Here is a 22,731-nt window from a genome sequence, read left to right on the forward strand (position 1 = left end):
GACGACCCGTTCGAACACCTCACAACGGCGGCGCGACGCGCGCACCAGGGGAAGTTATCGAACAGTGACATGTGTGCCCGTTTCGTAATACTGTCAATCACGGCCGGAAGTTCGGCCGACGTCCGGCCCGCCGCGCCAAACCTCGTCCCGCGGGTACCGGACATCCCTCACAGACATGATCAGGGACGAGGGCGGGGGACCCACACGTCCTTCGTAGATATCCGGCCGGCCCTCGCGGCGCCCCACCGGGCACCGAGCAGTCGACCTAGGGGTGAAGCCTCTCCGCTCCAGCCAGGAGCGCACCGAGGCCGGGCTACCTCTCAGCCCGAATCCGACAGCTGACCTCGCAGGCGCGTGTGGAGAGGATTTCTACCCTTATGAGCGGACGTCATCGCAAGCCGAGCACCACGGGCAAGACCGTCGCCAAGGTCGCCGTCACCGGCGCACTGGTCGGCACCGCAGGTCTCGCATTCAGCGGCACGGCCAACGCAGCCCCCGATTCCGACTGGGACCGTCTCTCGCAGTGCGAGGCCGGCGGCAACTGGGGCATCAACACCGGCAACGGTTTCCAGGGCGGCCTGCAGTTCTCGCCGAGCACCTGGACCGGACACGGCGGCGGAGAGTTCGCGGCCACCGCGAACCAGGCCAGCCGTGAAGAGCAGATCGTCGTCGCCGAGCGCGTGCTCGAGTCGCAGGGTTGGGGCGCCTGGCCGTCCTGCTCCTCGCAGCTCGGACTGAGCAGCGGCCCGACGCAGCGCGACGCACCGGCGACCACGGCGCCCACCGCACCGGCACTCCCCGATCTGACGAGCATCCCGTCGACCGAGCAGGCCGTGCAGGGACTCACCCAGGTCGTCCAGAACTTCACCAACGATCCGGCGATCCTGGGCTTCGTCCAGGCCGCCACCGCGGATCCGCAGGTGGCGAGCTTCATCGCAGCGAACCAGGATCTCCTGCCCCGCTGACCCACTCCACGAGAAAGGCCCCCACCGACTGGTGGGGGCCTTTCTCGTGTCTCGCGCGTCAGCGGTTGATGACCGTATGGGGATGCGCGTAGGGCAGCGAGTCCACCGGCAGCGGGAACTCCGTCTCCTCACCGAACGGGGACAGGTTTCCGGCGCGCGCCGACATCAGTTCGGTGACGGGATGATCGTCGTCGTCCGCACTGTGCGGCCAGCCCGGGTCGACATATCGCTTCTTCTCTGAGTTCGCCATGGTTCATTTCACCATTCGGAGTAGCGCCTCTGCCAGTCCAGGTCCCTGGACCGGTCTCTACGCTTGACCTCGATGACCGACAACGAGGGCACGCCGGCGGACACACTCACCGAGTGGTTGTCCGCGCGCAGCGACGACGAACTGGCCGAACTGCTGCGGCTCCGCCCCGATCTGACCATCCCGCCGCCGCCCACACTCGAGGTTCTGGCGGGCCGGTCCGAGCAACGTGCCTCGGTACTGCGCGCGGCCGAGGACCTGGACACCACGTGCCTGACCGTCGTGGAGCTGCTCGCGCACGAGGGCGCCGACACCGCCCCGGTCGCCCGCGCTCGACTCGACGAGATCGTCGGCCGCCGAGCGACGAAGAAGGCGGTCGACGCGGCTCTGTCGGTGTTGCGTGCGCGTGCGCTGGTGCGCGGCACGACGTCGCTCACCCTGGTCGCGGCCGCACGCGACGCCGTGCCGTGGCGGGTCGGACGGTTCTTCGACGTCGACGCCTCGCTCACCGCCGAGGTGGTCGGTGCGAAGCTCGCGGAGATCGACGACCGCAGCCGTGAGCTGCTCACCACGCTGACCCGCTCGTCGTCGATCGGCCGGACGCGCGACGCTGCACCCGGTACGCCCGCGGATCGGCCCGTCCAGCGCCTGCTCGCCGCCGGGCTGCTCACCTGGCTCGACGACAACACGGTCGAACTGCCGCCGCAGGTCTCGCAGGTACTCCGCGGCGAGCCCGTCACCGATCCGGTGTCGCTGGCCCCACCGGCGGCGTCGACCACCGCTGTCGGGGTGGCGGACGTCGACGCGGCCGCCGCCGGGGAGGCCCTCGAGCTGCTGCGGCACTGCGAGGACATCGTCGACTCGCTCTCCCGCACGCCCGCGCCCGCACTCAAGGCGGGAGGACTCGGCGTCCGGGAGATCCGACGCATCGCGAAGGCAGCCGATCTCGACGAGGCGCGGGTCGGCCTGCTGGTCGAGGTCCTGGCGGGCGCCGGACTCATCGCGGTGGGGCTGCCCGATCCGGGACCGCTCACCGACATCGACGACATGTGGACGCCCACCCCCGCGGTCGACGCATGGGTCACCGCATCGCCGGCACAGCGCTGGGCCACCCTGGCAGGTGCCTGGCTGGATCTGCCCAGGGTGCCGTGGTTGATCGGCATGCGCGACGCCAACGACAAGCCGATCGCCGCACTGTCCGACGAGGCCCGCTCGGCCGCCGCGCCCCGAGACCGGCGGATCGTGCTGGGCGTGATCGCCGATCTCGCCTCGGGAAAGGCCCTCGCCACCGAGGACGTCGTCCGCATCGCCACCTGGCGCAGGCCTCGCCTCGCCGCTCGCCTGGGCGTCGGCCCGGTCTCCCGCTACCTGGCCGAGGCCGGCGCTCTCGGGGTCGTCGGCCGCGGAGCACTGTCCACCCCCGGAGGCGCACTGATCGGTGATCCCTCCTCGGCCGCGGCGGCGATGCACCGCGTCCTGCCCGACCCCATCGACCACGTTCTGGTCCAGGCCGACCTGACCGTCGTCGCCCCCGGGCCGTTGACTCCCGAGCTCGCGCAGCGGATGGCGACGGTCGCGGACATCGAGTCGGCGGGCGCCGCGACGATGTACCGCATCGACGAGCGGACGCTGCGACGTGCTCTGGACGGCGGCACCACCGCCGCGGAGCTCCATGCACTCTTCGCCACCCACTCGCGGACGCCCGTCCCGCAGTCGCTGACCTACCTCATCGATGACGTCGCCCGCCGCCACGGACGCCTGCGTGCCGGGGTGGCGTCGTCCTTCGTCCGCTGCGAGGACCCCGCACTGCTCGCGGAGGTGCTCTCCTCCTCCGCCGCCGAGGCCCTCGCGTTGCGGGCACTGGCCCCGACCGTCGCGATCTCGCAGGCGCCGCTTGCCGACGTGCTGGCCGGGCTGCGCGCCGCCGGGTTCGCACCCGCGGGCGAGGACTCCTCCGGCACCATCGTCGACGTCCGCGATCGCGGTGCGCGCGTCGTCCCCCGTCGCGGTCGCTCGCCCTACCGCACGCCCGCCGTCCCCACGGACGAGCAACTGGGGCGCCTCGTCTCGGAGATGCGGGCCGGCACCCGAGCCGGAGAGGTGCGCCGGACCGAGCGTGAACGGGTGCGGTCCGACGGCACCCGTGCGTCCGGCGCCGCGACGATCGCGCTTCTCCAGCGCGCCGCGTTGTCCCGCTCACCGATCAGCATCGGTTACGTGGACGCTGCCGGTGTCTCGAGCAACCGTGTCGTCGAACCGGTGACCGTCGGCGGCGGCCAACTCGACGCGTGGGACCCCGACGCCGGTGTCATGCGTCACTTCACGTTGCACCGCATCACGTCGGTGGCCCTGCTCGCCTGAACCGCCGCGCCGGTGCAAGGCACAATGGACTGGTTGCGCCCCGGTTCGTCCATGCGGGGCGCGTGAAGGAGAGACCGTGACCGACGGACCGTTGATCGTCCAGTCCGACAAGACCCTGTTGCTCGAGGTCGACCACGAGCTCGCCGGGCAGGCCCGCTCGGCCATCGCTCCGTTCGCCGAGCTGGAACGCGCACCCGAGCACGTCCACACCTACCGCATCACCCCGCTCGCGCTGTGGAACGCGCGCGCCGCGGGCCACGATGCCGAGCAGGTGGTCGACGCCCTCGTGACCTTCTCCCGCTACGCGGTTCCGCAGCCACTGCTCGTCGACATCGTCGACACCATGGCCCGCTACGGCCGGCTCCAGCTGGTCAAGTCGCCCGTGCACGGGCTGTCCCTGGTGAGCCTCGACCGCGCCGTGCTCACCGAGATCATGCGGCACAAGAAGATCGCCCCGATGCTCGGCGCTCAGGTCGACGACGACACCGTGCTCGTCCACCCCAGTGAGCGCGGGCGCCTCAAGCAGATGCTCCTCAAGGTCGGCTGGCCGGCCGAGGATCTGGCCGGATACGTCGACGGCGAGGCGCACCCCATCGATCTGGACTTCTCCGGTGGCCACTGGGAGCTACGCGACTACCAGCAGATGGCGACCGACTCGTTCTGGGCCGGTGGATCCGGTGTGGTCGTCCTCCCCTGTGGTGCCGGCAAGACGATGGTGGGCGCCGCGGCCATGGCCAAGGCCCGCGCGACCACACTGATCCTCGTCACCAACACCGTCGCCGGTCGGCAGTGGAAGCGCGAGCTCATCGCCCGCACCTCCCTGACCGAGGAGGAGATCGGCGAGTACTCCGGCGAGCGCAAGGAGATCCGCCCGGTCACCATCGCGACCTACCAGGTGATCACGCGCCGCACCAAGGGTGAGTACAAGCACCTCGAGCTCTTCGACTCCCGCGACTGGGGCCTGGTGATCTACGACGAGGTGCACCTCCTCCCCGCTCCCGTGTTCCGCATGACAGCCGACCTGCAGTCGCGACGCCGACTCGGACTCACCGCGACGCTGGTGCGCGAGGACGGCCGCGAGGGCGACGTGTTCTCGCTCATCGGCCCCAAGCGTTACGACGCACCGTGGAAGGACATCGAGGCACAGGGCTGGATCGCGCCGGCCGAGTGCATCGAGGTGCGCGTCACTCTGACCGACGCGGAACGCATGTCGTACGCCGTGGCGGAGCCGGAGGAGCGTTACAAGCTGTGCTCCACGGCGCACACGAAGATCGCCGTGGTGAAGTCGATCCTGGCGCGGCACGAGGACTCACCGACGCTCGTCATCGGCGCGTACCTCGACCAGCTCGACGAGCTGGGTGCGGCCCTGGATGCTCCCGTGATCCAGGGCTCGACCAAGAACAAGGAGCGCGAACTGCTCTTCGACGCGTTCCGCCGCGGCGAGATCAAGACCCTCGTGGTGAGCAAGGTCGCCAACTTCTCCATCGACCTCCCCGAAGCCTCGGTGGCCGTGCAGGTCTCGGGCACCTTCGGATCCCGGCAGGAGGAGGCCCAGCGACTGGGCCGACTGCTGCGCCCCAAGCACGACGGTGGGCAGGCGCACTTCTACTCGGTCGTCTCGCGCGACACCCTCGACGCGGAGTACGCGGCTCACCGCCAGCGCTTCCTCGCCGAGCAGGGCTACGCGTACCGCATCACCGACGCCGACGACCTCCTGGGACCGGCGATCTGACGTGCGCACCTTCGACTTCCCCGTCGACCGCGCGCACGCCCGGTCGGTGAACGAGACCCTCGGCGACGTGCGGCGGTTGCGCATCTCGTCCGTCGTCTTCGCCGTGCTCCTCGCGGGCGGCGCGGCCTGGCTGTACGTCCTCGACCACGCGTGGTCCTACATCCTGTGTGCGGTGCTGGCCGTGGCCGCCCTGATGTCGCTGTGGGTGTCCGTGTGGGCGCCCCGCAAGGTCGGGTCCATCGACGAGCTGTACGCCTCGAGCGCGTTGGTGCCGGCCATGGTGTCGGAGACGCGACCGCGTGGAGCCACGATCCTCGCGCTGATCGACATCGCCAAACCGGAGACCACCGTCCCGCACTACGCACTCGTCGTCCGGAACGTGCGGGCGCTGCCGGGACACACGATGACCGAGGGCGAGCGCGTCCCCTCCGTGGCCGTGCTGTCCGACCGGAGCGCCAAATCCATCTCGGAGACGTGGCAGATGGTCAGCCCCATGCCCGTCGCTTGGGGTACGCGGGACCGGACCGTGCTGCGGACGGCCATCGAGGCCATCGATCCGGTCGAGTGGAAGCTGCTGCGCAAGAACCTGTCCGTGTCGGAGACCGTGCGGCAGGCCGAGAACGATCAGCTCCTCATCGACCCCCACGACCTGCCCGAGGAACTGCTGCAGAAGCGCGCGGACTGACGCGTCGAGGGACTCGTGACTCGAACGCTAGGCTCCCCCTCATGGCTGTGACGTCGAACGACCGCGCATCGAGTCCGGCCGGCCTCCGGCCTTCCCGCGAATCGAATCCGGCCGGCCTCCGGCCTTCCCGCGAATCGAATCCGGCCGGCCTCCGGCCTTCCCGCACCGTCGCCCGGCTGCGCCCCTTCGCGTCCACCATCTTCGCGGAGATGACCGCACTCGCGGCCACGCACGACGCCGTCAACCTCGGTCAGGGTTTCCCGGACACCGACGGCCCCGCGCGCATGCTCGAGGTGGCGCGCGAGGCCATCGCGTCCGGCCTCAACCAGTACCCGCCCGGGCCGGGCATGGCGGTGTTGCGCGACGCCGTCGCTCGGGACCGGGCCGGCCGCTACGGCACCGAGTACGACCCGGACTCGGAGATCCTGGTCACCGTCGGGGCCACCGAGGCGATCAGCGCCGCGATGCTCGGCCTCGTCGAGAGCGGTGACGAGGTGCTGCTCGTCGAGCCGTACTACGACTCCTACGCGGCCGCCGTCGCGCTCGCGGGTGCGCAGCGGCGCACCGTCCCCCTCGTCGTCGACGGCGATCGGTTCGCCCTCGACGTCGATGCCCTGCGCTCCGCCGTCGGCCCGCGCACCCGCATGATCGTCGTCAACTCCCCGCACAATCCCACCGGAACCGTGTTCACCGCATCGGAGCTGGCCGCGATCGCCGAGGTCGCGTGCGAGCACGACCTCCTGGTCCTCACCGACGAGGTCTACGAGCGACTGGTGTTCGACGACGCCGTCCACACCCCCATCGCCACGCTCCCTGGCATGGCCGAGCGCACCATCACGGTGTCGAGCGCGGCGAAGACGTTCAACGCCACCGGGTGGAAGACGGGGTGGGCCTGCGGACCCGCCGACCTCATCGCCGCGGTGAAGGCGGCCAAGCAGTTCATGACCTTCGTCGGCGGCGCCCCCTTCCAGCCGGCGGTGGCCCACGCCCTCGACCACGAGAGCGCCTGGGTGGACGCCCTGCGATCGGGACTGCAGGCCAAGCGGGACACGCTGTCCGCCGCGCTGTCGCATGCCGGGCTGGACGTCAAGCGCAGTGAGGGCACGTACTTCGTCTGCGCCGACATCGCTCCACTGGGCGAGTCCGACGCCGACAGTTTCTGCCGTGCGTTGCCCGAACGCATCGGCGTCGTCGGCGTACCGGTGGACGCGTTCGTCGATCACCGCGAGGGCTGGGACACCCTGGTGCGCTTCGCCTTCTGCAAACAGGATCACGTGCTCGCCGACGCGGCGTCGCGATTGGCCCGATTGTCCGCCACCCCATGACGATCGACACTGCGGCGCCGCCGACCATCTCGGTGGAGTTCGTCCGCACGGCGGTGACCCTCGCGCGGGAGACGGGTGTGGACCTGTCCGCCTGCCTGCGCGAGGCCGACATCGACCCGCACGTCCTCACTCGTCCCGGCGCCCGCCTCACCACCGACCAGGTCACGCGCCTCACTCGCGCGCTGTGGCAGATGACGGGCGACGAGCTGATGGGTCTCGGATCGGCTCCGGTGCGCCGCGGCACCTTTCGGGCACTCAGTCTGACGATGATCCACCGCCCCGATCTGGGGAGCGCGCTCGAGCGGATGGTGGACGTCGGTCGCGCCTTTCCCGGCGTCCCGCGCGGTGTGCTGATGCGCGGCGGGGGACGCGCCCGGCTCGAACTCGTCGACTCCCCGACGATGATCGCCGATCAGCTCTCCCCGGAGGCGGCCGAGGCGGCGCAGCGCATCCGCATCGAGTTCCTGCTCATCCTCTGGCACCGCTTCTCTGCGTGGCTCATCGGGCGGCGCGTGAAACTGCTGTCCGTCCAGGTGCCCTTCCCCGAACCGCAGCATCCGTCGCCGCGGGTGTACGACGACATCTTCGGGGTGCACGTGACGTTCGGATCCGACGTCGCGGCACTGGAATTCGACGACGCGATCATGGCGTCACCGCTCGTGCAGACGGAGGAGAGCCTCGAGGAGTACCTCCGCGAGTCGCCCAATCGCCTGTTCTCGGAGCGGGACTACGGCTCCAGCGCGGCGAGTGTGGTGCGGCGCGCCCTCGCACTGGGCGCGATGGGCCGCGCCTCGACCACCACCGACATCGCGACGATGTTGTCCATCAGCGTGCCGCACCTGCGCCGGTTGCTGCGCCAGGAGGGCACGTCACTGGGTCAGCTGCGCGACGAGGTGCTGCGCGACGCGGCGGTCGCCGGGCTCGAACGAGGCGAGACGGCCGAGGAGATCTCCTCGCGTCTCGGCTTCTCCGAACCCAGCGCCTTCCGCCGCGCCTTCAAACGGTGGACCGGGATGACGCCGGGGTCGTACCGCTCACACGCGTGAGGCGAGCACGAACTCCGACAGCTTCTCCCCGATGAGCACCGACGGTGCGTGGGTGTGGCCGCGGATGATCGTCGGCATCACGGACGCGTCGGCCACGCGCAGCCCCTCCACCCCGCGCACCCGCAGCTCCGGATCCACCACCGATGCCGCGTCCGAGCCCATCCGGGCGGTGCCCACCGGGTGATAGAGGGTGTGAGACATGGTCTCCAGCGACTCGCTCAGCGCTTCGTCGAGTGCCTCGCTGTTGCGCAGTACCGGGCGCACCATCTCCCCCAGTCGCGATTTCAGCGGCTCCGTCTGCGCGATGTCGGCGCAGTAGCGTAGCCCGCTGAGCATCGCCGTGCGGTCCACACCGCCCGGGTCGGACAGGTAGCGCGGATCCACGATCGCCTTGTCCAACGGTGCGGACGACCGCAACGAGATGCGTCCGCGGCTCTCCGGCTTGAGCAGGATCGACGCCAGGATGGCCGCGTGCGAGTCCGCAGGGATGAGACCCTCGTCGAAGAAGGGCGCCGGCGCGAAGAGCAGTTCGATGTCCGGGAGGTCGAGCGAGTCGCGGCTGCGGACGAAGCCGTACGCCTCCGCGACGTTGGAGGTCAGCATGCCGCGTCGACGCGCGAGGTAGTTGATCAGCTCCGGAATCTTCTCCGCGGTGAACAGCGTGTCGGACTGCACCCCGTATCCGAGGGCGGACACCAGGTGGTCCATGAGGTTCTCGCCCACCTCGGGGGCGGCGTGCACCACGTCGATGCCGTGCTCGGCGAGATGCTCCGGCGCACCGATCCCCGACAGCATCAACAACTGCGGGGTGTTGATGGCACCGCCGGACAGGATGACCTCCTTCGAGGCCCGAACCGTGTGCAGCGCACCGTCCTTCGAGTACTCGACACCCACTGCGCGGGTTCCCTCGAAGAGCACGCGCGTGGCCTGCGCCTCCGTCACCACGGTGAGGTTGGGCCGTGACATGGCCGGCCGCAGGTACGCGTCGGCGCAGCTCCACCGGGCGCCGCGCTTCTGGTTGACCATCGTCTCGGTCATGCCCTTGGGCGTGGGGAGATTGGCGCGCTCCGTCGACAAGCCCAGTGCCGCGGCCGAATCGAGGTACGCGCCGGTGATCGACCGGGGACTGCGCTGCTTCGACACGTGCAGCGGTCCGCCGCTGCCCTCGTCGGACTCGGTGGCACCCTCGATGTTCTCGATACGGCGGAAGGTGTCCACCACGCTGTCGAACGACCACCCGGGTCCCGCTGCCTCCGCCCAGTCGTCGTAGTCGGCTGCGAACCCGCGCACCCACATCATGGCGTTCATCGACGAGGAGCCGCCGAGCATGCGCCCACGGGGCCAGAAGATCCGTCGGCCGGCGAGTTCGGCCTGCGGCTCGGTGTCGTAGTCCCAGTCCAGTTCCGAACGGAAGAGCTTCGAGAACCCGGCGGGAATGTGGACGAACTTGTCCTTGTCCTCCGGGCCCGCCTCGAGGACGACGACGTCGGTGTTCGACGCGGCACTGAGCCGATTCGCGACGACGCATCCTGCGGATCCTGCGCCGACGACGACGTAGTCGGTGGAAGTCTCGGTCATGTCAACCTCTCAGAGCGGACGCGAAGATGGCGGGCAGGGCTTTCCAGGACGGAGCCGCGGCGAACGCGGTGAACCGCTTCGCGGTGGTGGCCGCGGTGCGGTTGGTGACGAACCACGGCGGCTTCGGCGACAGGGTGAACTCGCCCTTCAGGATCGAGCGCGGCGCGGGTCGGAAGGGCCCGCGGACGATGGTGCGCTCGGGTCGGTCGATCAGCAGTGCGTTGTGCACGACGCCGATTCCGCTCTGGACGTCGTCGAGCGTGTGGCCCGGGAACGCACCCCAGGTCGCCGCCGCCGTGAGGAAGCCGACGCCGGTCCACGCGTTGAGCGCGATGGTGCCGTAGCGCAGGTCCTCGAGCATCTCGTCGACGGCGGTGCCGAGCGACGACAGCGTGTCGGGATGCGCGATCACGTTGACGCCGAGCGTGCCGACGAACTCCTCGTTCGACATGCGGACGGCCTCGTCCACGAAACGTTGCCCGGTGTACGGGATCTCGATGACACCGAGTACCGGTGCGAAGTACTCGGTGGTGAGCAGAGCGCGATAGCTGTCCGGATCGAGGTCGCTCACGAGGGTACGGCCGCCGGACGGGCCGAGCGACTCCGCGCCCGGGTAGTCCGCTCGGGCACCGGCGACGCGGGTGGCGCTGCCGGGGTAGTACGGCTCGCGGTCCGGTGCCTCGTGCAGTGCCGTGCGCAGTGCCGCCAGGAACGCGTCGCGCTGCGGCCACTCGGAGGAGATCACCACGACCTGCGCCGCGACGCAGTTGTAGCCGCCGTTGTGCAGCCGCTGGGTCACCACGTGTTCGGCCTGGAACCGGATGTCCGCGTCGGACCACTCGCCCGGGATCACGATGACCGGCGAGACGCCGCCGAGTTCGCTCGAGATGGGCACGTCGAGCAACGGGGTGTTGGCCTTCCTGCGCTCGGCACCCTCCTCGCCGGTGCCGAAGACGATGGCGTCGTGCGTGATCGAGCTGCCCGTCATGTGCACGTGCGCCACGGCGTCGTGGTGCACGAGGTACGAGCCGACGTCCGGGCCACCGGTGAGGATGCGCACCGCGCCCAGCTCGACCAAGGGAGCGAAGACGGCGCGGAGCACCGGCTCCATCGGATCCGTCACCGGGTTGAGCTTCAGCGCGACGACGCGGTTGTGAGCGACCAGTTCGTAGAGCGTGTCGAGCGGGGCGATGGACGTGATGTTGCCGGCGCCGAGCACCGCACCGATGCCCCCGGTCTCGGTCGGGTTCCGTTGCGCGAGTCCGGCGTCACGGCGCGCGGTGTCCGCGTCGACACCCGGTTCGAGCCACACCTCGGCGGAGAACCCGTTGAGCAGCAGCGTGTCGAAGATGTTCGACGGCAGCACCTGCACGGTGGTGCGCCCGCCCGGACCCGAGCCGATCCGGGCGTCCGCGAGCGGGCTCTTCCCGACGGCGAGCTGCCGCAGACTCTGCGCGAGCACGTGGCACGCGGTGACGACGGAGTACGGCCCGGAGAGCCATTCCTCGCCGAGGAGTGCGGAGGCCGCGGGCAGCTTCTTGAATCGAGCGGCCGCATCGACCCACTCCTGCGCCATCGACGCCGTGAGGGCCGCGACCCGGTCGAGAAGGTCCGCGCGGTCGCCGAGCGAGGCACGTGCCCATGCGGCCTCGCCCTGTTCGAGGTCGCGGAGAGCCGCGTCGACCTCGGGAAAGGCGGATGCGCCGGTGGTACTCGGGGTGAGTTCGCCTGTGGTCATACCGTTGATTGTGACCTGTACTACATCGGGTGGCCATAGGCGGACGTCGGCCGCTCACGCGCCCGGTTTGTGCCGAGGCACAGCCGCCCTGTGGCGTCCGTCACCGGACAGCCGTACGGTGGAGTGATGTCGATGCCCGTGGCCGTCCGCCGCTCCGCACCGGAACCGCTCACCTCGCAGGGTCTCGCCGCGCTGCTGGGAGAGCACGTCGGCGAGCTCAGCGAGCGACTCGTCCTCGACATCCTGGTCGCCGAACAGTCGTACCTCGAGGCCACGTCGCTCACGCGGGACGAGCTCGCCACTGTGTGCACCGGCAATCTTCGGTCCATGCTCGACGCTCTGACCACGGGCGCGAGCGGCGACCTGGAACCCGCACGCGCGGCCGGCCGGATCAAGGCCGAGAACGCGGTGCCGCTGGCGGCGTTGCTGCACGCGTTCCGCCTCGGTGGTCGTCTGATCTGGGCCGAGCTCACCGCGGCGGCCGCGGGCCGGGCTCCGGAGGTGCTGCTCGCGATGGCCACCGAGGTGTGGGCACTGGTGGACACCTATTCCGACGCGGCCGCGGAGGCGTATCGCGACGCCGCGGACCGGCTCGCCCTCGACGACGCCGATGCGCGCCGCATGGTGCTGCGCGCTCTCTTCGACGAGACCGCCTCGGACCCCGCTGCCGTGCAGGACGCCCTGCGGGCCTTCCGCATCCCGGACGCGGGCTACTTCGCCGTCGTGTCCGCCGAGACCACCGTCGACCGGGGTGCCACTCCGGGCAGCGCGCGCGAGAGCATCCTGCCGCTCGGTGTCGAGTCGGTGTGGGACACCGATGCGGACGGTCACCTGGGACTGCTGGTCGCCTCGGCGCCGGCGGTGCTCGACGACGCGGTGGACACCCTGGGCCGGCTCTACGGCACCCGACTGGGTGTCGGCACGTACTACGAGCGGTCGCTGTCCACCCCGACGGCGGTGGCGCAGGCCCGGACGGCTCGTCGCTGCGCACCGCCGGGGAGCGCGCGCATCAGTCGCTACGACGCGTGTCCGGTTCCGCTGCTGCTGGTCTCGACTCCCGACGCCGCCGCGCGGGCCGCCCGGCAGATCCTGGGTCCGCTCGCCGTGGCCGAGGGCCCGCACCGCCTCGCGGACCGGGACAGCCTGCTCGAGACGCTCGACGCGTGGTTCGCGGCCGCCGGTTCCACCACCGCGGCGGCCGACCGCTTGCACTACCACCGCAACACCGTGCTCTACCGGCTCCGCCGTATCCACGACCTCACGGGCCGTGATCACACGAACCCGGTGGACGCCGCCGAACTGTACGTCGGTCTGCGCGCAGCGGAGCTGGCCCGCGTTCGCTGACGACGGCCGCGTAGGAACATACGTTCGAACGACCGCGCTACGATGGCCCCGTGACCTACTCCAGGCGTCCCTGTTCGACGACGGCGCGGACGGACCGTCGCTCGGCTCCCTCACGTCCGTCCGCCGGACGGTGTTGACCGACGGCGCGTGGATCGACGTGCTGCCGAACTGGGTGAGCGGCTCGGACTCCGTCTTCGACCGGCTGGTGGAGGAGGTTCCGTGGCGGTCGGAACGCCGACCGATGTACGACCGCGTCGTCGACGTCCCGCGCCTGGTCTCCTTCTTCCCCGATCCCGAGCGGCTGCCCGCCCCCGTCCTGGTCGATGCCGGTCGACAGCTGAGCGAGCACTACCGAGCCGAACTGAGCGAGGACTTCGCGACGGCCGGACTCTGCTTCTACCGCGACGGCAAGGACAGCGTCGCCTGGCACGGCGACGACCTCGGACGCGGAGCGCGCGAGGACACCATGGTCGCCATCGTGTCCCTCGGCGCCGCACGGCCGCTGTTGCTGCGACCGCGCGGCGGCGGTCCCTCGGTGAGACACACTCTGGGACACGGTGATCTGATCGTCATGGGCGGGTCCTGTCAGCGGACCTGGGAGCACTGCGTGCCCAAGAGCACGCGCGCCACGGGGCCCCGGATCAGCGTCCAGTTCCGACCGCACGGCGTGCGCTGACGGCGTCGGCCAGCGCACGCACGGCGCGTTCGGTGTCGGCCCACCCGAGGCAGGCATCGGTGATCGACTGGCCGTAGGTGAGCGGCTCCCCCAACGTGCCGAGGTCCTGACGGCCCTCGACGAGGAAGCTCTCCACCATCACCCCCACGACGCCGCGGTCGCCGCCGGCGATCCGGTCGGCGAGGTCGCCCAGCACGTCGAGCTGGCGTCGGTGGTTCTTGGCACTGTTGCCGTGGCTGACGTCCACCACCACCCGCGGGTCCGCGCCCGAGCGCCGGAGCCGCTCCCCCGCGTCGGTCACCGAGGCCGCGTCGTAGTTCGGGCCGGAGGACCCACCCCGGAGGATGACGTGGGCGTCCTCGTTGCCCGTCGTGCGCACGGCGGCCAGTCGGCCGTCGTCGTCGACCCCGGCGTACACGTGCGGCGACCTCGCCGAGCGCACCCCGTCGACGGCCACCTGCACGTCGCCGTCCGTTCCGTTCTTGATGCCCACCGGCATCGGCAGACCGCTGACCATCTGGCGGTGAACCTGCGACGACGCGGTGCGGGCACCGATCGCCCCGTACGTCACCAGGTCCGAGAGATGGCCGGACAGAGCAGGATCGAGGAACTCCGTCGCCGTGGGCAGGCCGCCGTCGACGATGGCGGCCAGAATGCGCCGCGCCGCCCGGAGCCCGGCGTCGAGATCGTCCGAGCCGTCGAGGCCGGGGTCGCTGAGCAGACCCTTCCAGCCCACCGACGTCCGCGGCTTCTCGAAGTAGACCCGCATGATCACCTGGAGTCGATCCCCCACCTCGTCGGCCAGGACGGCCAACCGGCGGGCGTAGTCCAGTGCCGCGATCGGGTCGTGCACGGAGCACGGGCCCACCACGACGGCCACGCGGTCGTCGGCTCCGGTCAGGATGGCGCGCAGGGCGTCACGGCTGTCGGCGACGCGGAGAGCCGCGTCGGCGGATGCGGGCTCCGCGTCCCGCAGCGCACGCGGCGAGACGAGCGGACCTGTCCGCGACAGGTCGGGAAGAGTGTCGAGTGCGAGAGTCACGATGAGTCCTCGGGGCGGTCGGGTGAGACGTCACGACCGGGACACGCATTCCACGCGAGCCGGTCCTGCCGGCTCGTCGGGTGGAGTGGGTCAGCGCATGGTTCCGCTGACCGGACCACCGAGGGCCGGCCTGCTGAACCAAAAATATGCTCGCTGCACACAGGCACTGTAGCGCACGGCCGTGCCGACGAGCCCGGGCGGCGGAAGCGGACATTCTTCTCCCTCGACGTGGGACCATGGTCCGATGGCGATCGACACCTCTCGCGGGGACCGCATCCAGAACAGCACGGCGTTCGAGAGAGCCGCCCGCGCAGGGCATCTCGTGAGCGGAGTGCTGCACCTCCTGATCGGATACATCGCGGTGCGGCTCGCCTTCGGACAGGGCGGCAACGCCGACCAGTCCGGCGCGCTGGGCGAGCTGGCCTCCAAGCCCGGCGGTGCCGTCATGCTGTGGATCGCCGTCGTCGCCTTCCTGGCCCTCGCCGCGTGGCGCATTCTCGAGGCGGTGGTGGGCAAGAAGACCGAGGCCGATTCCGGTAGTGCGACCGATCGACTCAAGGCCGGTGCACTCGCCGTCGTGTACCTCGCATTCGCCTGGTCCGCGCTGAACTTCGCTCGCGGTGCCGGGCAGTCGACGGGTCAGCAGAACGCCGGGCTCACCGCCCGCCTCATGGAGTCGACGATCGGCAAGGTCGTTCTCGTCGTGGCCGCGGCCGTCATCATCGGCGTCGGCGCCCATCACGTCTACAAGGGCATCTCCACGAAGTTCGAGAAGGACCTCGAGGGTCACGTCGGGCGTCCGGTCCGGGTCATCGGCGTGGTCGGATACACCGCCAAGGGCCTCGCCCTCGTCGGTGTCGGTGTGCTGGTGGCCGCCGCCGTGCTGACCGCGGACCCCGGCAAGGCGACGGGTCTCGACGGAGCCGTCAAGACCCTGGGGGCGCAGCCGTTCGGACAGATCCTGCTCGTCCTCGCCGGAGTCGGCATCGCCCTCTACGGCGTCTACGCCGTCGTGATGGCCCGGCACGCCCGGATGTGACGTCCCGTAGGACACGCCACGGACCGCACGGGCTGTTCACAGCCTTTTCGCAGACGGGTGGTGCACAATACGGGGTATGAGTCTGGACCATTCCGCCGAAACCACCACTGCACCCGTTACCGACGGTCAGTACCCATCGGTGCCCATGACGCCGCTCCGACCCGCGCCCGCCGCCTCGCAGCCGCGTGACGACGCCTACCCCGGCGTTCTGCGCACCCTCGCGATGTTCCTGTTCGCACGCTGACGTCCGCCTCGATCGCTGCGATGGTATCTTGTCTGGAGCAAAAGGTTGTGCACAATTCAATTGTGCGCTACGATCGATCTTGTGAACGACGCGCTGGCACTGGACAAGCAACTCTGCTTCGCCCTGTACTCGGCGTCGCGGGCCACCACCGCGGTCTACCGGCCCCTGCTGGACGACCTGGGCATCACCTACCCGCAGTACCTGGTGATGCTCGTGCTGTGGGAGCGGGACGGACTCAGCGTCTCGGAACTGGGCGATCGACTCGGCCTGGATTCCGGAACACTGTCCCCCCTGCTCAAGCGCATCGAGACACTGTCGCTCGTCACCCGCGAACGCTCAGCGGAGGACGAACGACGCGTCGAGATCCGGCTGACGGACACGGGCCGCGCCCTGCGTTCCGCGGCCGCGCACGTTCCCGAGTGCATCTTCACCGCGACCGGCCTCTCCGAAGACGAGGCGACCACGTTGATCGCACTCGTCCGCAAGACCACCGCGTCGCTTCGTTCCGCCTGACCCGTCCATCCCCACCACGAGAGGTTCACCCATGAAGACGCTGTACACCGCAGAGGCACTGGCCACCGGCGACGGACGCAACGGCCACGGCCGCACCACCGACGGCAAGGTCGACGTCGACCTCGCCGCCCCCACCGAGATGGGCGGCAGCGGCAACGGAACCAACCCGGAGCAGCTCTTCGCCGTCGGCTACGCCGCGTGCTACCACTCCGCTCTGCGCCTCGTCGCCGGCCAGCAGAAGGCCGACGTCACCGACTCCTCCGTCGGCGCGAAGGTCAGCATCGGCCCGAACGACGCCGGCGGCTTCGAGCTCGCCGTGGTCCTCGAGGTGACCCTCCCCAACCTCGATCACGACACGGCGCAGGCCCTCGCGGACAAGGCCCACGAGGTCTGCCCCTACAGCAATGCGACCCGCGGCAACATCGACGTGCAGATCACCGTCAGCGACGACTGACCGTTCAGATCGGGTAGGTGACGCCCGTGAGCTCGACCGACCTGGTCCAGAGCTCACGGGCTTTCGCCTCGTCACGGGAGGCCTTGTTCGATCCGACCTTCTTCGGGTGCCCGCTCAGCTCCTGGAACCCGTCCGGTCCGAAGTAGCCGCCGGACTGCAGCCCCGGTGCCGTCGCGGCGTAGAGCTCCGGCAGGCTTCCCATGTAGGCCGACTGGGCGAAGACCCGGCCGAGTGACATGAACGCGTCCTGCACACTCTCCGTCCGCCCCATCAACTCGGTACTCGAGTAACCGGGATGCGCCGCCAGCGAGAGCACGGGTGACCCCGCCGCACGCAGTCGGCGATCCAGCTCGTACGCGAACAGCAGGTTCGACAGCTTCGACTGCCCGTAGGCACCCCACCGGCTGTAGCGACGCTTCTCGTAGTTGAGATCCGACAGCTTCAGTCCCGGTACCTGGTGCATGAAACTCGACGTGGTGACCACGCGGTCGGTGATCCTGTCCAGCAGGAGGCCGGTCAGCGCGAAATGCCCGAGATGGTTCGTGCCGAACTGCATCTCGAAACCGTCGGCGGTCCGCTTCAGCGGCAGTGCCATGACGCCGGCGTTGTTGATCAGTACGTCCACGGTGGGCGTGTTGTCGGCGAACTCCCGCACCGAGCTCAGATCCGCGAGGTCGAGTCGACGCACCTCGGCGCGCTCACCGATCTCGTCCGCGATCGGCTTCGCCTTCTCCACTGTCCGGCAGGCCAGCACCACCGTCGCGCCCGCGCGACCGAGTGCCTTCGCGGCCTCGGCGCCGAGCCCGCTGTTGGCTCCCGTGACCACGAAGGTCCGGCCGGTCTGATCCGGTACGTCGGTCTCGACCCACTTGTGTGCAGACTTCTGTGCCATGCGCTTCCCCCCTGAGACTTCTCTCGGCCGCTCGTCGCGGCCGACCGCGTTCGAGGGTACCGGCGCACTACGCTCGATCCGGTGCCCGCACCGCTGCCGATCCGAGACGGTCTCAATCCGACGCGGATCCGCATGCCGGACGCGCCGGCAGAGCACAGGACCATAGTCGAGTACCTCGTCGCACGCTTTCCGCGCGATGCGGAGGCCCTGCGCGCGAAGGTGACGGACGGCGAGGTCGTCGATGCCGCAGGACGGCCCGTGCTGGTCGACACTCCCCTGGTCCCCCGCGCCGACGTCTACCTGTACCGGGATCCGCCCGTGGAACCCGAGGTGCCGTTCACCGCCCCGATCCTGTACCGAGACGATGCGATCGTGGTGGTGGACAAGCCGCACTTCCTGGCGACGACACCACGCGGGCGCTTCGTCGTGCAGACCGCCCTGACCCGGCTGCGACGCGAACTGGGAAACGACGCACTGTCCCCGGCGCACCGCCTCGATCGCCTCACCGCGGGCGTGCTCGTCTTCACCGCACGACAGGACGTCCGCCGCGCATATCAGGAGATGTTCCGGGATCGCAGCATGGTCAAGGTCTACGAAGCGGTGGCCCCCGACTCGCCGATCTCGTTCCCGCACACCGCGATCAGCCGCATCGTCAAGGACCGTGGATCACTGCAGGCGACCGAGGTGCCGGGTGAGCCGAACAGCGAGACCGTGATCGAGAAGGTGCGCACGGTGGGCGACCTGGCGCTCTACCGCCTGCATCCGCGCACGGGCAAGACCCATCAACTACGCGTGCACATGGCCTCTCTCGGCCTGCCCATCGTCGGCGACTCGCTGTATCCCGTGCCGCGCGAGGTCGCCGTCGACGACTACCGGGATCCACTACGACTGCTGGCGCGGAGCATCGAGTTCACCGACCCGCTCACAGGCGCACCGCGGCACTTCGCGTCGCAGCGGACCCTCGCGCTGTCTCCACCGTGATCCGGTGCGAGATCGCGGCGAGCGTCAGCAGTCCGATCGCGAGGTTGGTCAGGGCGGCGAAGCCCGTCTCGGCGAAGTCGACGAGCGCACCGAGCAACGCGTAGATCAGGGCCGCCGACCGGAGTCGGTGCAGAGGCCAGAGGGACGCGGTGCGCCGCCGCGCGATCAGCGACGGGAGCCCGAGGGCAACCGTGACGCACGCCGTCACCCACAGGATGCCGCCCGAGATGGTCATCCGGTCGAGGGTGACATCGAGGTCGTCGCGCTCGATGACCAGACCGCCCGTGGCCAGTTGCGCGATGCCCGCCACGACCGTCGCGGACGCGGTGACCACCATGAGCCAGGACAACGCGATCGCCCAGCGCGTACTGGTCACGAACGACGGGACGGCGCGCGAGAACCACGCCCGCCGACTCGTCGGCCGGGACGGTGCCGGAACGCACCGACTCAGCAGAGTGTCGATGCTCGCGACGAGCTCGGGATCGGCTCCCGTCGTCCGCGCTCGGTCGAGCAGTTCGCGGGCCAGCTCCCGGCGCGATCCCGGTACCCCACCGACGAGTCCTTCCGACGCGATGGCGGCAGCGTTCGCGAGGCATTCCCGTGGCGTCGGTTCGCGGACGTCGCGGACGGTTCGTCCGACCACCAGGACCAGAACCACCGTCACGTACATGATCTCGGCGGACGGGCCGTAGAAGTAGTCGTTGTCCCTCGTCACGAACTTCCCGACCTCGTCCAGGAACAGACCGAAGCCGACGCCGCCCAGCAGCACGGCCGACGAGCGCGCTCCGAAGCCGAGGAACAGCCATCCGACGACGAGCGCCGTCATCATCAGCGCACCGCCCCACAGTGCGTGGGCGATGTGCAGGCTTCCACCGCCCACCTGCGGATAGTCGGTGAGTTCGAGGTAGGCGCGGGTGAGCAGGATGGTCGCGACCGCGGCGATGACGAACGACTCCACGGACGACGTCCCGTCGGCACTGCGCACGATCGGCGTCCGCACCCGCCGCGCACCCGCACCCCGCTGCATGATGGCCATCGTCGATCATGGTCATTCACAGGCCTCTTTCGCGGTGGAATGCGACGGTACGCCCGGTAAAGTTCGTCCGATGAGACTCCTTCCCGCCACGCTCGCCGCTGCCGCCACCCTCGCCCTGGTCCTGGGTGGATGCAGCTCCGAGGATCAGCAGTCCGCACAGGACACCGCGAACAACGCCGCGGAATCGGTGGGCGACGCAGCTCAGGGCGCACTCAGCTCTGCACAGTCGGCCGCACCCGGCATCCAGTCGAGCGCCGGCAGCCTGGCCGACGATGCCGGCAACGTGTTCGACGACGCCAAGCGCGCGACCTTCGTCGCCGCCTACAAGGCGCAGTTCTCCGCGCTCTCCGAGGGAAAGTCCGACGAGGACATCGAATCGCTGCTCGGCAGCATCTGCCAGCAGATCACCGACGGCAAGGAAAAGGACGCCGTGGTCACCGACATCCGGTCGCAGGCCACCAACAACGGCAACGAGCCCGGTGTCGACGAGGCCGGTCGCATCTACGACCAGGCGAAGGTCGCCTGCCCCTGACCGCACGAGCTCCGCGAGGTGCGCGGGCTGTCGGTGATCGGGGTTAGCGTGGCGATCGTTCCCCTTCGGAAGGATCTCATCGTGGCCACCCCCGACCTCTCGCGCACCACGCCCTGCTGCCAGGGCGTCGTTCCTCCCTACCTTCTGCAGCGCCTCGCGTCGGCCCCCGCGGAACGTAGTGCCCGCCTGGACACCGCCCCGTCCGTCGCGAGCCGCACGCTGGAACTCGACGACGAGATGCGGCGCCGACGCGATTCGACGCGGTCCACCGTGTCGCCCACCGCTCCCCGCGGCGCCGTCGCGGATCGACTGCAGCGCACCATCGCCGACGCGAAGAACACGCAGACTCTGCCCGGCGACGTCGTGCGTACCGAGGGCGGCGAACCTGTCGGCGATCCGGCGGCGGACGAGAGCTACGACGGCCTCGGCGTCACCCACGCCCTGTTCGCCGAGGTCTACGGATGGTCCAGCCTCAATGGGCAGGGGCTGCCGCTCGACGCCACGGTGCACTACGGCGAGCAGTACGACAACGCGTTCTGGGACGGCACCCGCATGGTGTTCGGCGACGGTGACGGCGAGGTGTTCACCCGCTTCACCGTGTCGCTGTCCGTCATCGCGCACGAGTTGGCTCACGGTTTCACGCAGTACACCTCACAGCTCGAGTACGCCGGACAGTCCGGCGCCCTCAACGAGTCGGTGTCCGACGTGTTCGGCGTCCTCGCAGAACAGCGCTCGCGTGGGCAGAACGCCGAGGACGCGTCCTGGCTCGTCGGCGAGGGGCTCTTCCTCCCCGACGTGCAGGGCAGCGCCCTCCGCTCGATGCTGGCACCCGGTACCGCGTACGACGACGACGTCCTCGGCAAGGACCCCCAGCCCGCGGACATGGCGGGATACGTCGAGACCACCGAGGACAACGGCGGGGTGCACATCAACTCCGGCATCCCCAACCGCGCGTTCGCCGAGGCCGCCGTCGCGCTCGGCGGGCCGGCCTGGGATCGTCTCGGACAGGTCTGGTTCGACGCCCTCACGTCCGGCAGCCTGACGCCGACCGCCGATTTCGCCGCCTTCTCCGCCGCGACGGTCGCGGCGGCATCGGCGCGCTACGGAACCGGGTCCGACGTTCACCGCGCCGTGGTCGGCGGGTGGACTACCGTGGGCCTCGAGCCGGCCGGGACGGGATCCGCGTCCGATGCGGCGGACGAGGCGAGCAAGAGGACGTGACATGGTCATCGTGGTGGTACGCAGCGGCGGCGTGGCCGGGATGACCCGCCGCGGCAGCGTCGACACCACGGCCCTCGGCGACACGGCACCCGAGTGGGAGCAGCTGGTCACCCGCGCGCTCCCCCTGTTGAACGGCCTGCCCGAGTCGTCGTCCCTCGCCCGCGACACCTTCCGGTGGCGACTCGAGATCGGCGAGCACTCGTGCGAGACCGGCGATTCGGCACTCACCGGCCCGCTTCGCGAGCTGGCAGAGCGCACTCTGCGAGAGGGTCGCTCGCCGCGATGACGGCGGCCTCACGGCGTGCGAGGTTCGCGTTCCACCACGGGTCGCTCCCGGGCTCGTCGACGATGCAGTCGCGCAGCGTGGGCGGCAGGGTCGACACGGCGGGCACCGCGTCCGCCGACAGCGTGCCGAGATAGTCGACGTCGATCAGTCCGGTCCGCTCGTAGCGCTCGACTGCACGGTCCGCGACCAGCGCATCGACGTTCACCACCGCCATCACCAGCACGCCCAGCGCCGCCGTGCCGACGATCACCGCGGGCAGTAGGCGCGCGGACCAGCGCGCACCGGCGACAATGACGGCGAGCACGACGACGCCCAACCACACCTCGACGGCCATGACCCCGACACGCAGCCGAGTGAGACCGAACTGTTGCTCGTACAACGACATTCGGTACACCGCCGACCAGACGACCACCAGCGTCAGCACACACAGCGACCCGAAGGCGATGCGCGCGAGCACCCGGTCGCGCCGCACCTCGGCGTCGACCTTGCGTACCTGCACGGCGACCACGACGAGCACGCCGACTGTCACCGTGATCAGCTGCCAGAATCCCGATCGGGCGTGGTCCGCGAAGGTCAGGTCGTCCGTCGTCATCACGTGGTCGTGTCCGCCGAACAACGTGGCTGCCTGCACCACCACGAACGCAGCGAACACGACGACGAGCGCGCAGACCGGCACCGCCCACTCCCACACCGGTCGTCGTCGACCGGCGCCAGGAGCGAGCATCGAGTGCCATCGCGTGACGCTTCGCGTGGGCGACACCCAGAATCCACAGCGCGACGCACAGAGCCACGAC

Annotated in this window: 23 protein-coding genes and 1 riboswitch; of the genes, 16 read left to right on the forward strand and 7 right to left on the reverse strand. The window is 70.0% G+C overall.

Features of this window, described 5'->3' with window-relative positions:
• Window positions 1–162: 162 nt before the first annotated feature.
• Window positions 163–369: riboswitch (cyclic di-AMP (ydaO/yuaA leader) on the forward strand.
• An 8-nt stretch (window positions 370–377) separates the two neighbouring features.
• Window positions 378–965: a transglycosylase family protein gene (locus tag QE397_RS14490; protein ID WP_027504237.1), complete on the forward strand. Its 588-nt coding sequence runs from the start codon at window positions 378–380 to the stop codon at window positions 963–965.
• Between the two features lie 58 nt (window positions 966–1,023).
• Here the strand turns inward: QE397_RS14490 and QE397_RS14495 are convergent, their stop codons facing one another.
• A complete protein-coding gene (locus QE397_RS14495; protein WP_027504238.1) occupies window positions 1,024–1,215 on the reverse strand; it encodes a hypothetical protein in 192 nt (63 codons plus the stop codon).
• Window positions 1,216–1,287: 72 nt separating this feature from the next.
• Here QE397_RS14495 and QE397_RS14500 point away from each other — a divergent pair, with 72 nt between their 5' ends.
• The 5 genes from QE397_RS14500 (at window position 1,288) to QE397_RS14520 (ending at window position 8,361) form a co-directional block, all read left to right on the forward strand.
• Window positions 1,288–3,573, forward strand: a complete 2,286-nt coding sequence (locus QE397_RS14500) for a helicase-associated domain-containing protein (RefSeq protein ID WP_307095494.1) — start codon at window positions 1,288–1,290, stop codon at window positions 3,571–3,573.
• Window positions 3,574–3,649: 76 nt separating this feature from the next.
• Window positions 3,650–5,305, forward strand: coding sequence for a DNA repair helicase XPB (locus QE397_RS14505; protein ID WP_222627798.1), 1,656 nt, complete (start codon window positions 3,650–3,652; stop codon window positions 5,303–5,305).
• 1 nt (window position 5,306) lies between these two features.
• On the forward strand, window positions 5,307–5,990 hold the full coding sequence (locus QE397_RS14510; RefSeq protein ID WP_222640926.1) for a DUF3239 domain-containing protein: 684 nt from the start codon (window positions 5,307–5,309) through the stop codon (window positions 5,988–5,990).
• Between the two features lie 41 nt (window positions 5,991–6,031).
• A complete protein-coding gene (locus tag QE397_RS14515) occupies window positions 6,032–7,315 on the forward strand; it encodes a pyridoxal phosphate-dependent aminotransferase (RefSeq protein WP_307095497.1) in 1,284 nt (427 codons plus the stop codon).
• Window positions 7,312–8,361 (forward strand): AraC family transcriptional regulator, encoded by a 1,050-nt coding sequence (locus QE397_RS14520; protein ID WP_056446817.1) that lies wholly within the window; start codon window positions 7,312–7,314, stop codon window positions 8,359–8,361. The genes QE397_RS14515 and QE397_RS14520 overlap by 4 nt, the downstream gene beginning before the upstream one ends.
• Here QE397_RS14520 and QE397_RS14525 read toward each other — a convergent pair.
• Window positions 8,350–9,939: a GMC family oxidoreductase gene (locus QE397_RS14525; RefSeq protein ID WP_307095500.1), complete on the reverse strand. Its 1,590-nt coding sequence runs from the start codon at window positions 9,937–9,939 to the stop codon at window positions 8,350–8,352. The genes QE397_RS14520 and QE397_RS14525 overlap by 12 nt on opposite strands.
• 1 nt (window position 9,940) lies before the next feature.
• Window positions 9,941–11,677, reverse strand: coding sequence for an aldehyde dehydrogenase family protein (locus tag QE397_RS14530; protein ID WP_307095502.1), 1,737 nt, complete (start codon window positions 11,675–11,677; stop codon window positions 9,941–9,943).
• 126 nt (window positions 11,678–11,803) lie between these two features.
• On the opposite strand from QE397_RS14530, the gene QE397_RS14535 reads away from it, so the two are divergent.
• Together QE397_RS14535 and QE397_RS14540 are read left to right on the forward strand one after the other, a co-directional pair.
• The gene (locus QE397_RS14535) at window positions 11,804–13,021 is read left to right on the forward strand and encodes a CdaR family transcriptional regulator (protein ID WP_307095504.1); all 1,218 of its coding nucleotides are present in this window, start codon (window positions 11,804–11,806) and stop codon (window positions 13,019–13,021) included.
• A gap of 70 nt (window positions 13,022–13,091) precedes the next feature.
• On the forward strand, window positions 13,092–13,697 hold the full coding sequence (locus QE397_RS14540) for an alpha-ketoglutarate-dependent dioxygenase AlkB (protein WP_307097570.1): 606 nt from the start codon (window positions 13,092–13,094) through the stop codon (window positions 13,695–13,697).
• Here QE397_RS14540 and QE397_RS14545 read toward each other — a convergent pair.
• Window positions 13,663–14,739 (reverse strand): 3-deoxy-7-phosphoheptulonate synthase, encoded by a 1,077-nt coding sequence (locus QE397_RS14545; protein WP_037183986.1) that lies wholly within the window; start codon window positions 14,737–14,739, stop codon window positions 13,663–13,665. The two genes, QE397_RS14540 and QE397_RS14545, sit on opposite strands and share 35 nt — an antisense overlap.
• Window positions 14,740–14,983: 244 nt before the next feature.
• On the opposite strand from QE397_RS14545, the gene QE397_RS14550 reads away from it, so the two are divergent.
• The 4 genes from QE397_RS14550 to QE397_RS14565 all read left to right on the forward strand — a co-directional run bounded on the left by QE397_RS14550 (window position 14,984) and on the right by QE397_RS14565 (window position 16,989).
• Window positions 14,984–15,778, forward strand: coding sequence for a DUF1206 domain-containing protein (locus QE397_RS14550; protein WP_307095506.1), 795 nt, complete (start codon window positions 14,984–14,986; stop codon window positions 15,776–15,778).
• A 76-nt stretch (window positions 15,779–15,854) separates the two neighbouring features.
• Window positions 15,855–16,022: a hypothetical protein gene (locus tag QE397_RS14555; RefSeq protein ID WP_155956908.1), complete on the forward strand. Its 168-nt coding sequence runs from the start codon at window positions 15,855–15,857 to the stop codon at window positions 16,020–16,022.
• 81 nt (window positions 16,023–16,103) lie between these two features.
• Window positions 16,104–16,535 (forward strand): MarR family winged helix-turn-helix transcriptional regulator, encoded by a 432-nt coding sequence (locus tag QE397_RS14560; protein ID WP_307095509.1) that lies wholly within the window; start codon window positions 16,104–16,106, stop codon window positions 16,533–16,535.
• Between the two features lie 31 nt (window positions 16,536–16,566).
• Window positions 16,567–16,989, forward strand: coding sequence for an organic hydroperoxide resistance protein (locus tag QE397_RS14565; RefSeq protein ID WP_027504250.1), 423 nt, complete (start codon window positions 16,567–16,569; stop codon window positions 16,987–16,989).
• Window positions 16,990–16,993: 4 nt separating this feature from the next.
• Here QE397_RS14565 and QE397_RS14570 read toward each other — a convergent pair whose 3' ends face one another.
• Window positions 16,994–17,881: an oxidoreductase gene (locus tag QE397_RS14570; RefSeq protein ID WP_307095512.1), complete on the reverse strand. Its 888-nt coding sequence runs from the start codon at window positions 17,879–17,881 to the stop codon at window positions 16,994–16,996.
• A 132-nt stretch (window positions 17,882–18,013) separates the two neighbouring features.
• Between QE397_RS14570 and QE397_RS14575 the strand changes: the two genes are divergently transcribed.
• Window positions 18,014–18,862, forward strand: coding sequence for a pseudouridine synthase (locus QE397_RS14575; RefSeq protein ID WP_222651028.1), 849 nt, complete (start codon window positions 18,014–18,016; stop codon window positions 18,860–18,862).
• Here QE397_RS14575 and QE397_RS14580 read toward each other — a convergent pair.
• A complete protein-coding gene (locus QE397_RS14580) occupies window positions 18,804–19,898 on the reverse strand; it encodes a hypothetical protein (RefSeq protein ID WP_307095517.1) in 1,095 nt (364 codons plus the stop codon). The genes QE397_RS14575 and QE397_RS14580 overlap by 59 nt on opposite strands.
• Window positions 19,899–19,968: 70 nt before the next feature.
• On the opposite strand from QE397_RS14580, the gene QE397_RS14585 reads away from it, so the two are divergent.
• From QE397_RS14585 to QE397_RS14595, 3 genes are all read left to right on the forward strand, one after another.
• A complete protein-coding gene (locus QE397_RS14585; RefSeq protein ID WP_051612982.1) occupies window positions 19,969–20,430 on the forward strand; it encodes a hypothetical protein in 462 nt (153 codons plus the stop codon).
• 81 nt (window positions 20,431–20,511) lie between these two features.
• Entirely contained in the window at window positions 20,512–21,651 is a 1,140-nt protein-coding gene (locus QE397_RS14590) for a M4 family metallopeptidase (protein ID WP_307095520.1), read from the forward strand.
• Between the two features lies 1 nt (window position 21,652).
• Window positions 21,653–21,937 (forward strand): protealysin inhibitor emfourin, encoded by a 285-nt coding sequence (locus QE397_RS14595; protein WP_027504254.1) that lies wholly within the window; start codon window positions 21,653–21,655, stop codon window positions 21,935–21,937.
• Here QE397_RS14595 and QE397_RS14600 read toward each other — a convergent pair.
• Window positions 21,876–22,697 carry a DUF4173 domain-containing protein gene (locus tag QE397_RS14600; protein WP_307095523.1) on the reverse strand — a complete coding sequence of 274 codons (822 nt, stop codon included), beginning with the start codon at window positions 22,695–22,697 and terminating at the stop codon, window positions 21,876–21,878. The genes QE397_RS14595 and QE397_RS14600 overlap by 62 nt on opposite strands.
• Between the last annotated feature and the right edge of the window lie 34 nt (window positions 22,698–22,731).

The sequence above is a fragment of the Rhodococcus sp. SORGH_AS_0301 genome (assembly GCF_030818285.1).
Taxonomy (GTDB): domain Bacteria; phylum Actinomycetota; class Actinomycetes; order Mycobacteriales; family Mycobacteriaceae; genus Rhodococcoides.

Excerpts from the sequence above, each read along its gene's own strand:
- QE397_RS14490 (WP_027504237.1), top strand. The coding sequence starts at position 378 with ATGAGCGGACGTCATCGCAAGCCGAGCACCACGGGCAAGACCGTCGCC.
- QE397_RS14495 (WP_027504238.1), bottom strand. The coding sequence starts at position 1,215 with ATGGCGAACTCAGAGAAGAAGCGATATGTCGACCCGGGCTGGCCGCAC.
- QE397_RS14500 (WP_307095494.1), top strand. The coding sequence starts at position 1,288 with ATGACCGACAACGAGGGCACGCCGGCGGACACACTCACCGAGTGGTTG.
- QE397_RS14515 (WP_307095497.1), top strand. The coding sequence starts at position 6,032 with ATGGCTGTGACGTCGAACGACCGCGCATCGAGTCCGGCCGGCCTCCGG.
- QE397_RS14520 (WP_056446817.1), top strand. The coding sequence starts at position 7,312 with ATGACGATCGACACTGCGGCGCCGCCGACCATCTCGGTGGAGTTCGTC.
- QE397_RS14525 (WP_307095500.1), bottom strand. The coding sequence starts at position 9,939 with ATGACCGAGACTTCCACCGACTACGTCGTCGTCGGCGCAGGATCCGCA.
- QE397_RS14530 (WP_307095502.1), bottom strand. The coding sequence starts at position 11,677 with ATGACCACAGGCGAACTCACCCCGAGTACCACCGGCGCATCCGCCTTT.
- QE397_RS14535 (WP_307095504.1), top strand. The coding sequence starts at position 11,804 with ATGTCGATGCCCGTGGCCGTCCGCCGCTCCGCACCGGAACCGCTCACC.
- QE397_RS14550 (WP_307095506.1), top strand. The coding sequence starts at position 14,984 with ATGGCGATCGACACCTCTCGCGGGGACCGCATCCAGAACAGCACGGCG.
- QE397_RS14555 (WP_155956908.1), top strand. The coding sequence starts at position 15,855 with ATGAGTCTGGACCATTCCGCCGAAACCACCACTGCACCCGTTACCGAC.
- QE397_RS14565 (WP_027504250.1), top strand. The coding sequence starts at position 16,567 with ATGAAGACGCTGTACACCGCAGAGGCACTGGCCACCGGCGACGGACGC.
- QE397_RS14570 (WP_307095512.1), bottom strand. The coding sequence starts at position 17,881 with ATGGCACAGAAGTCTGCACACAAGTGGGTCGAGACCGACGTACCGGAT.
- QE397_RS14575 (WP_222651028.1), top strand. The coding sequence starts at position 18,014 with ATGCCGGACGCGCCGGCAGAGCACAGGACCATAGTCGAGTACCTCGTC.
- QE397_RS14580 (WP_307095517.1), bottom strand. The coding sequence starts at position 19,898 with ATGGCCATCATGCAGCGGGGTGCGGGTGCGCGGCGGGTGCGGACGCCG.
- QE397_RS14585 (WP_051612982.1), top strand. The coding sequence starts at position 19,969 with ATGAGACTCCTTCCCGCCACGCTCGCCGCTGCCGCCACCCTCGCCCTG.
- QE397_RS14595 (WP_027504254.1), top strand. The coding sequence starts at position 21,653 with ATGGTCATCGTGGTGGTACGCAGCGGCGGCGTGGCCGGGATGACCCGC.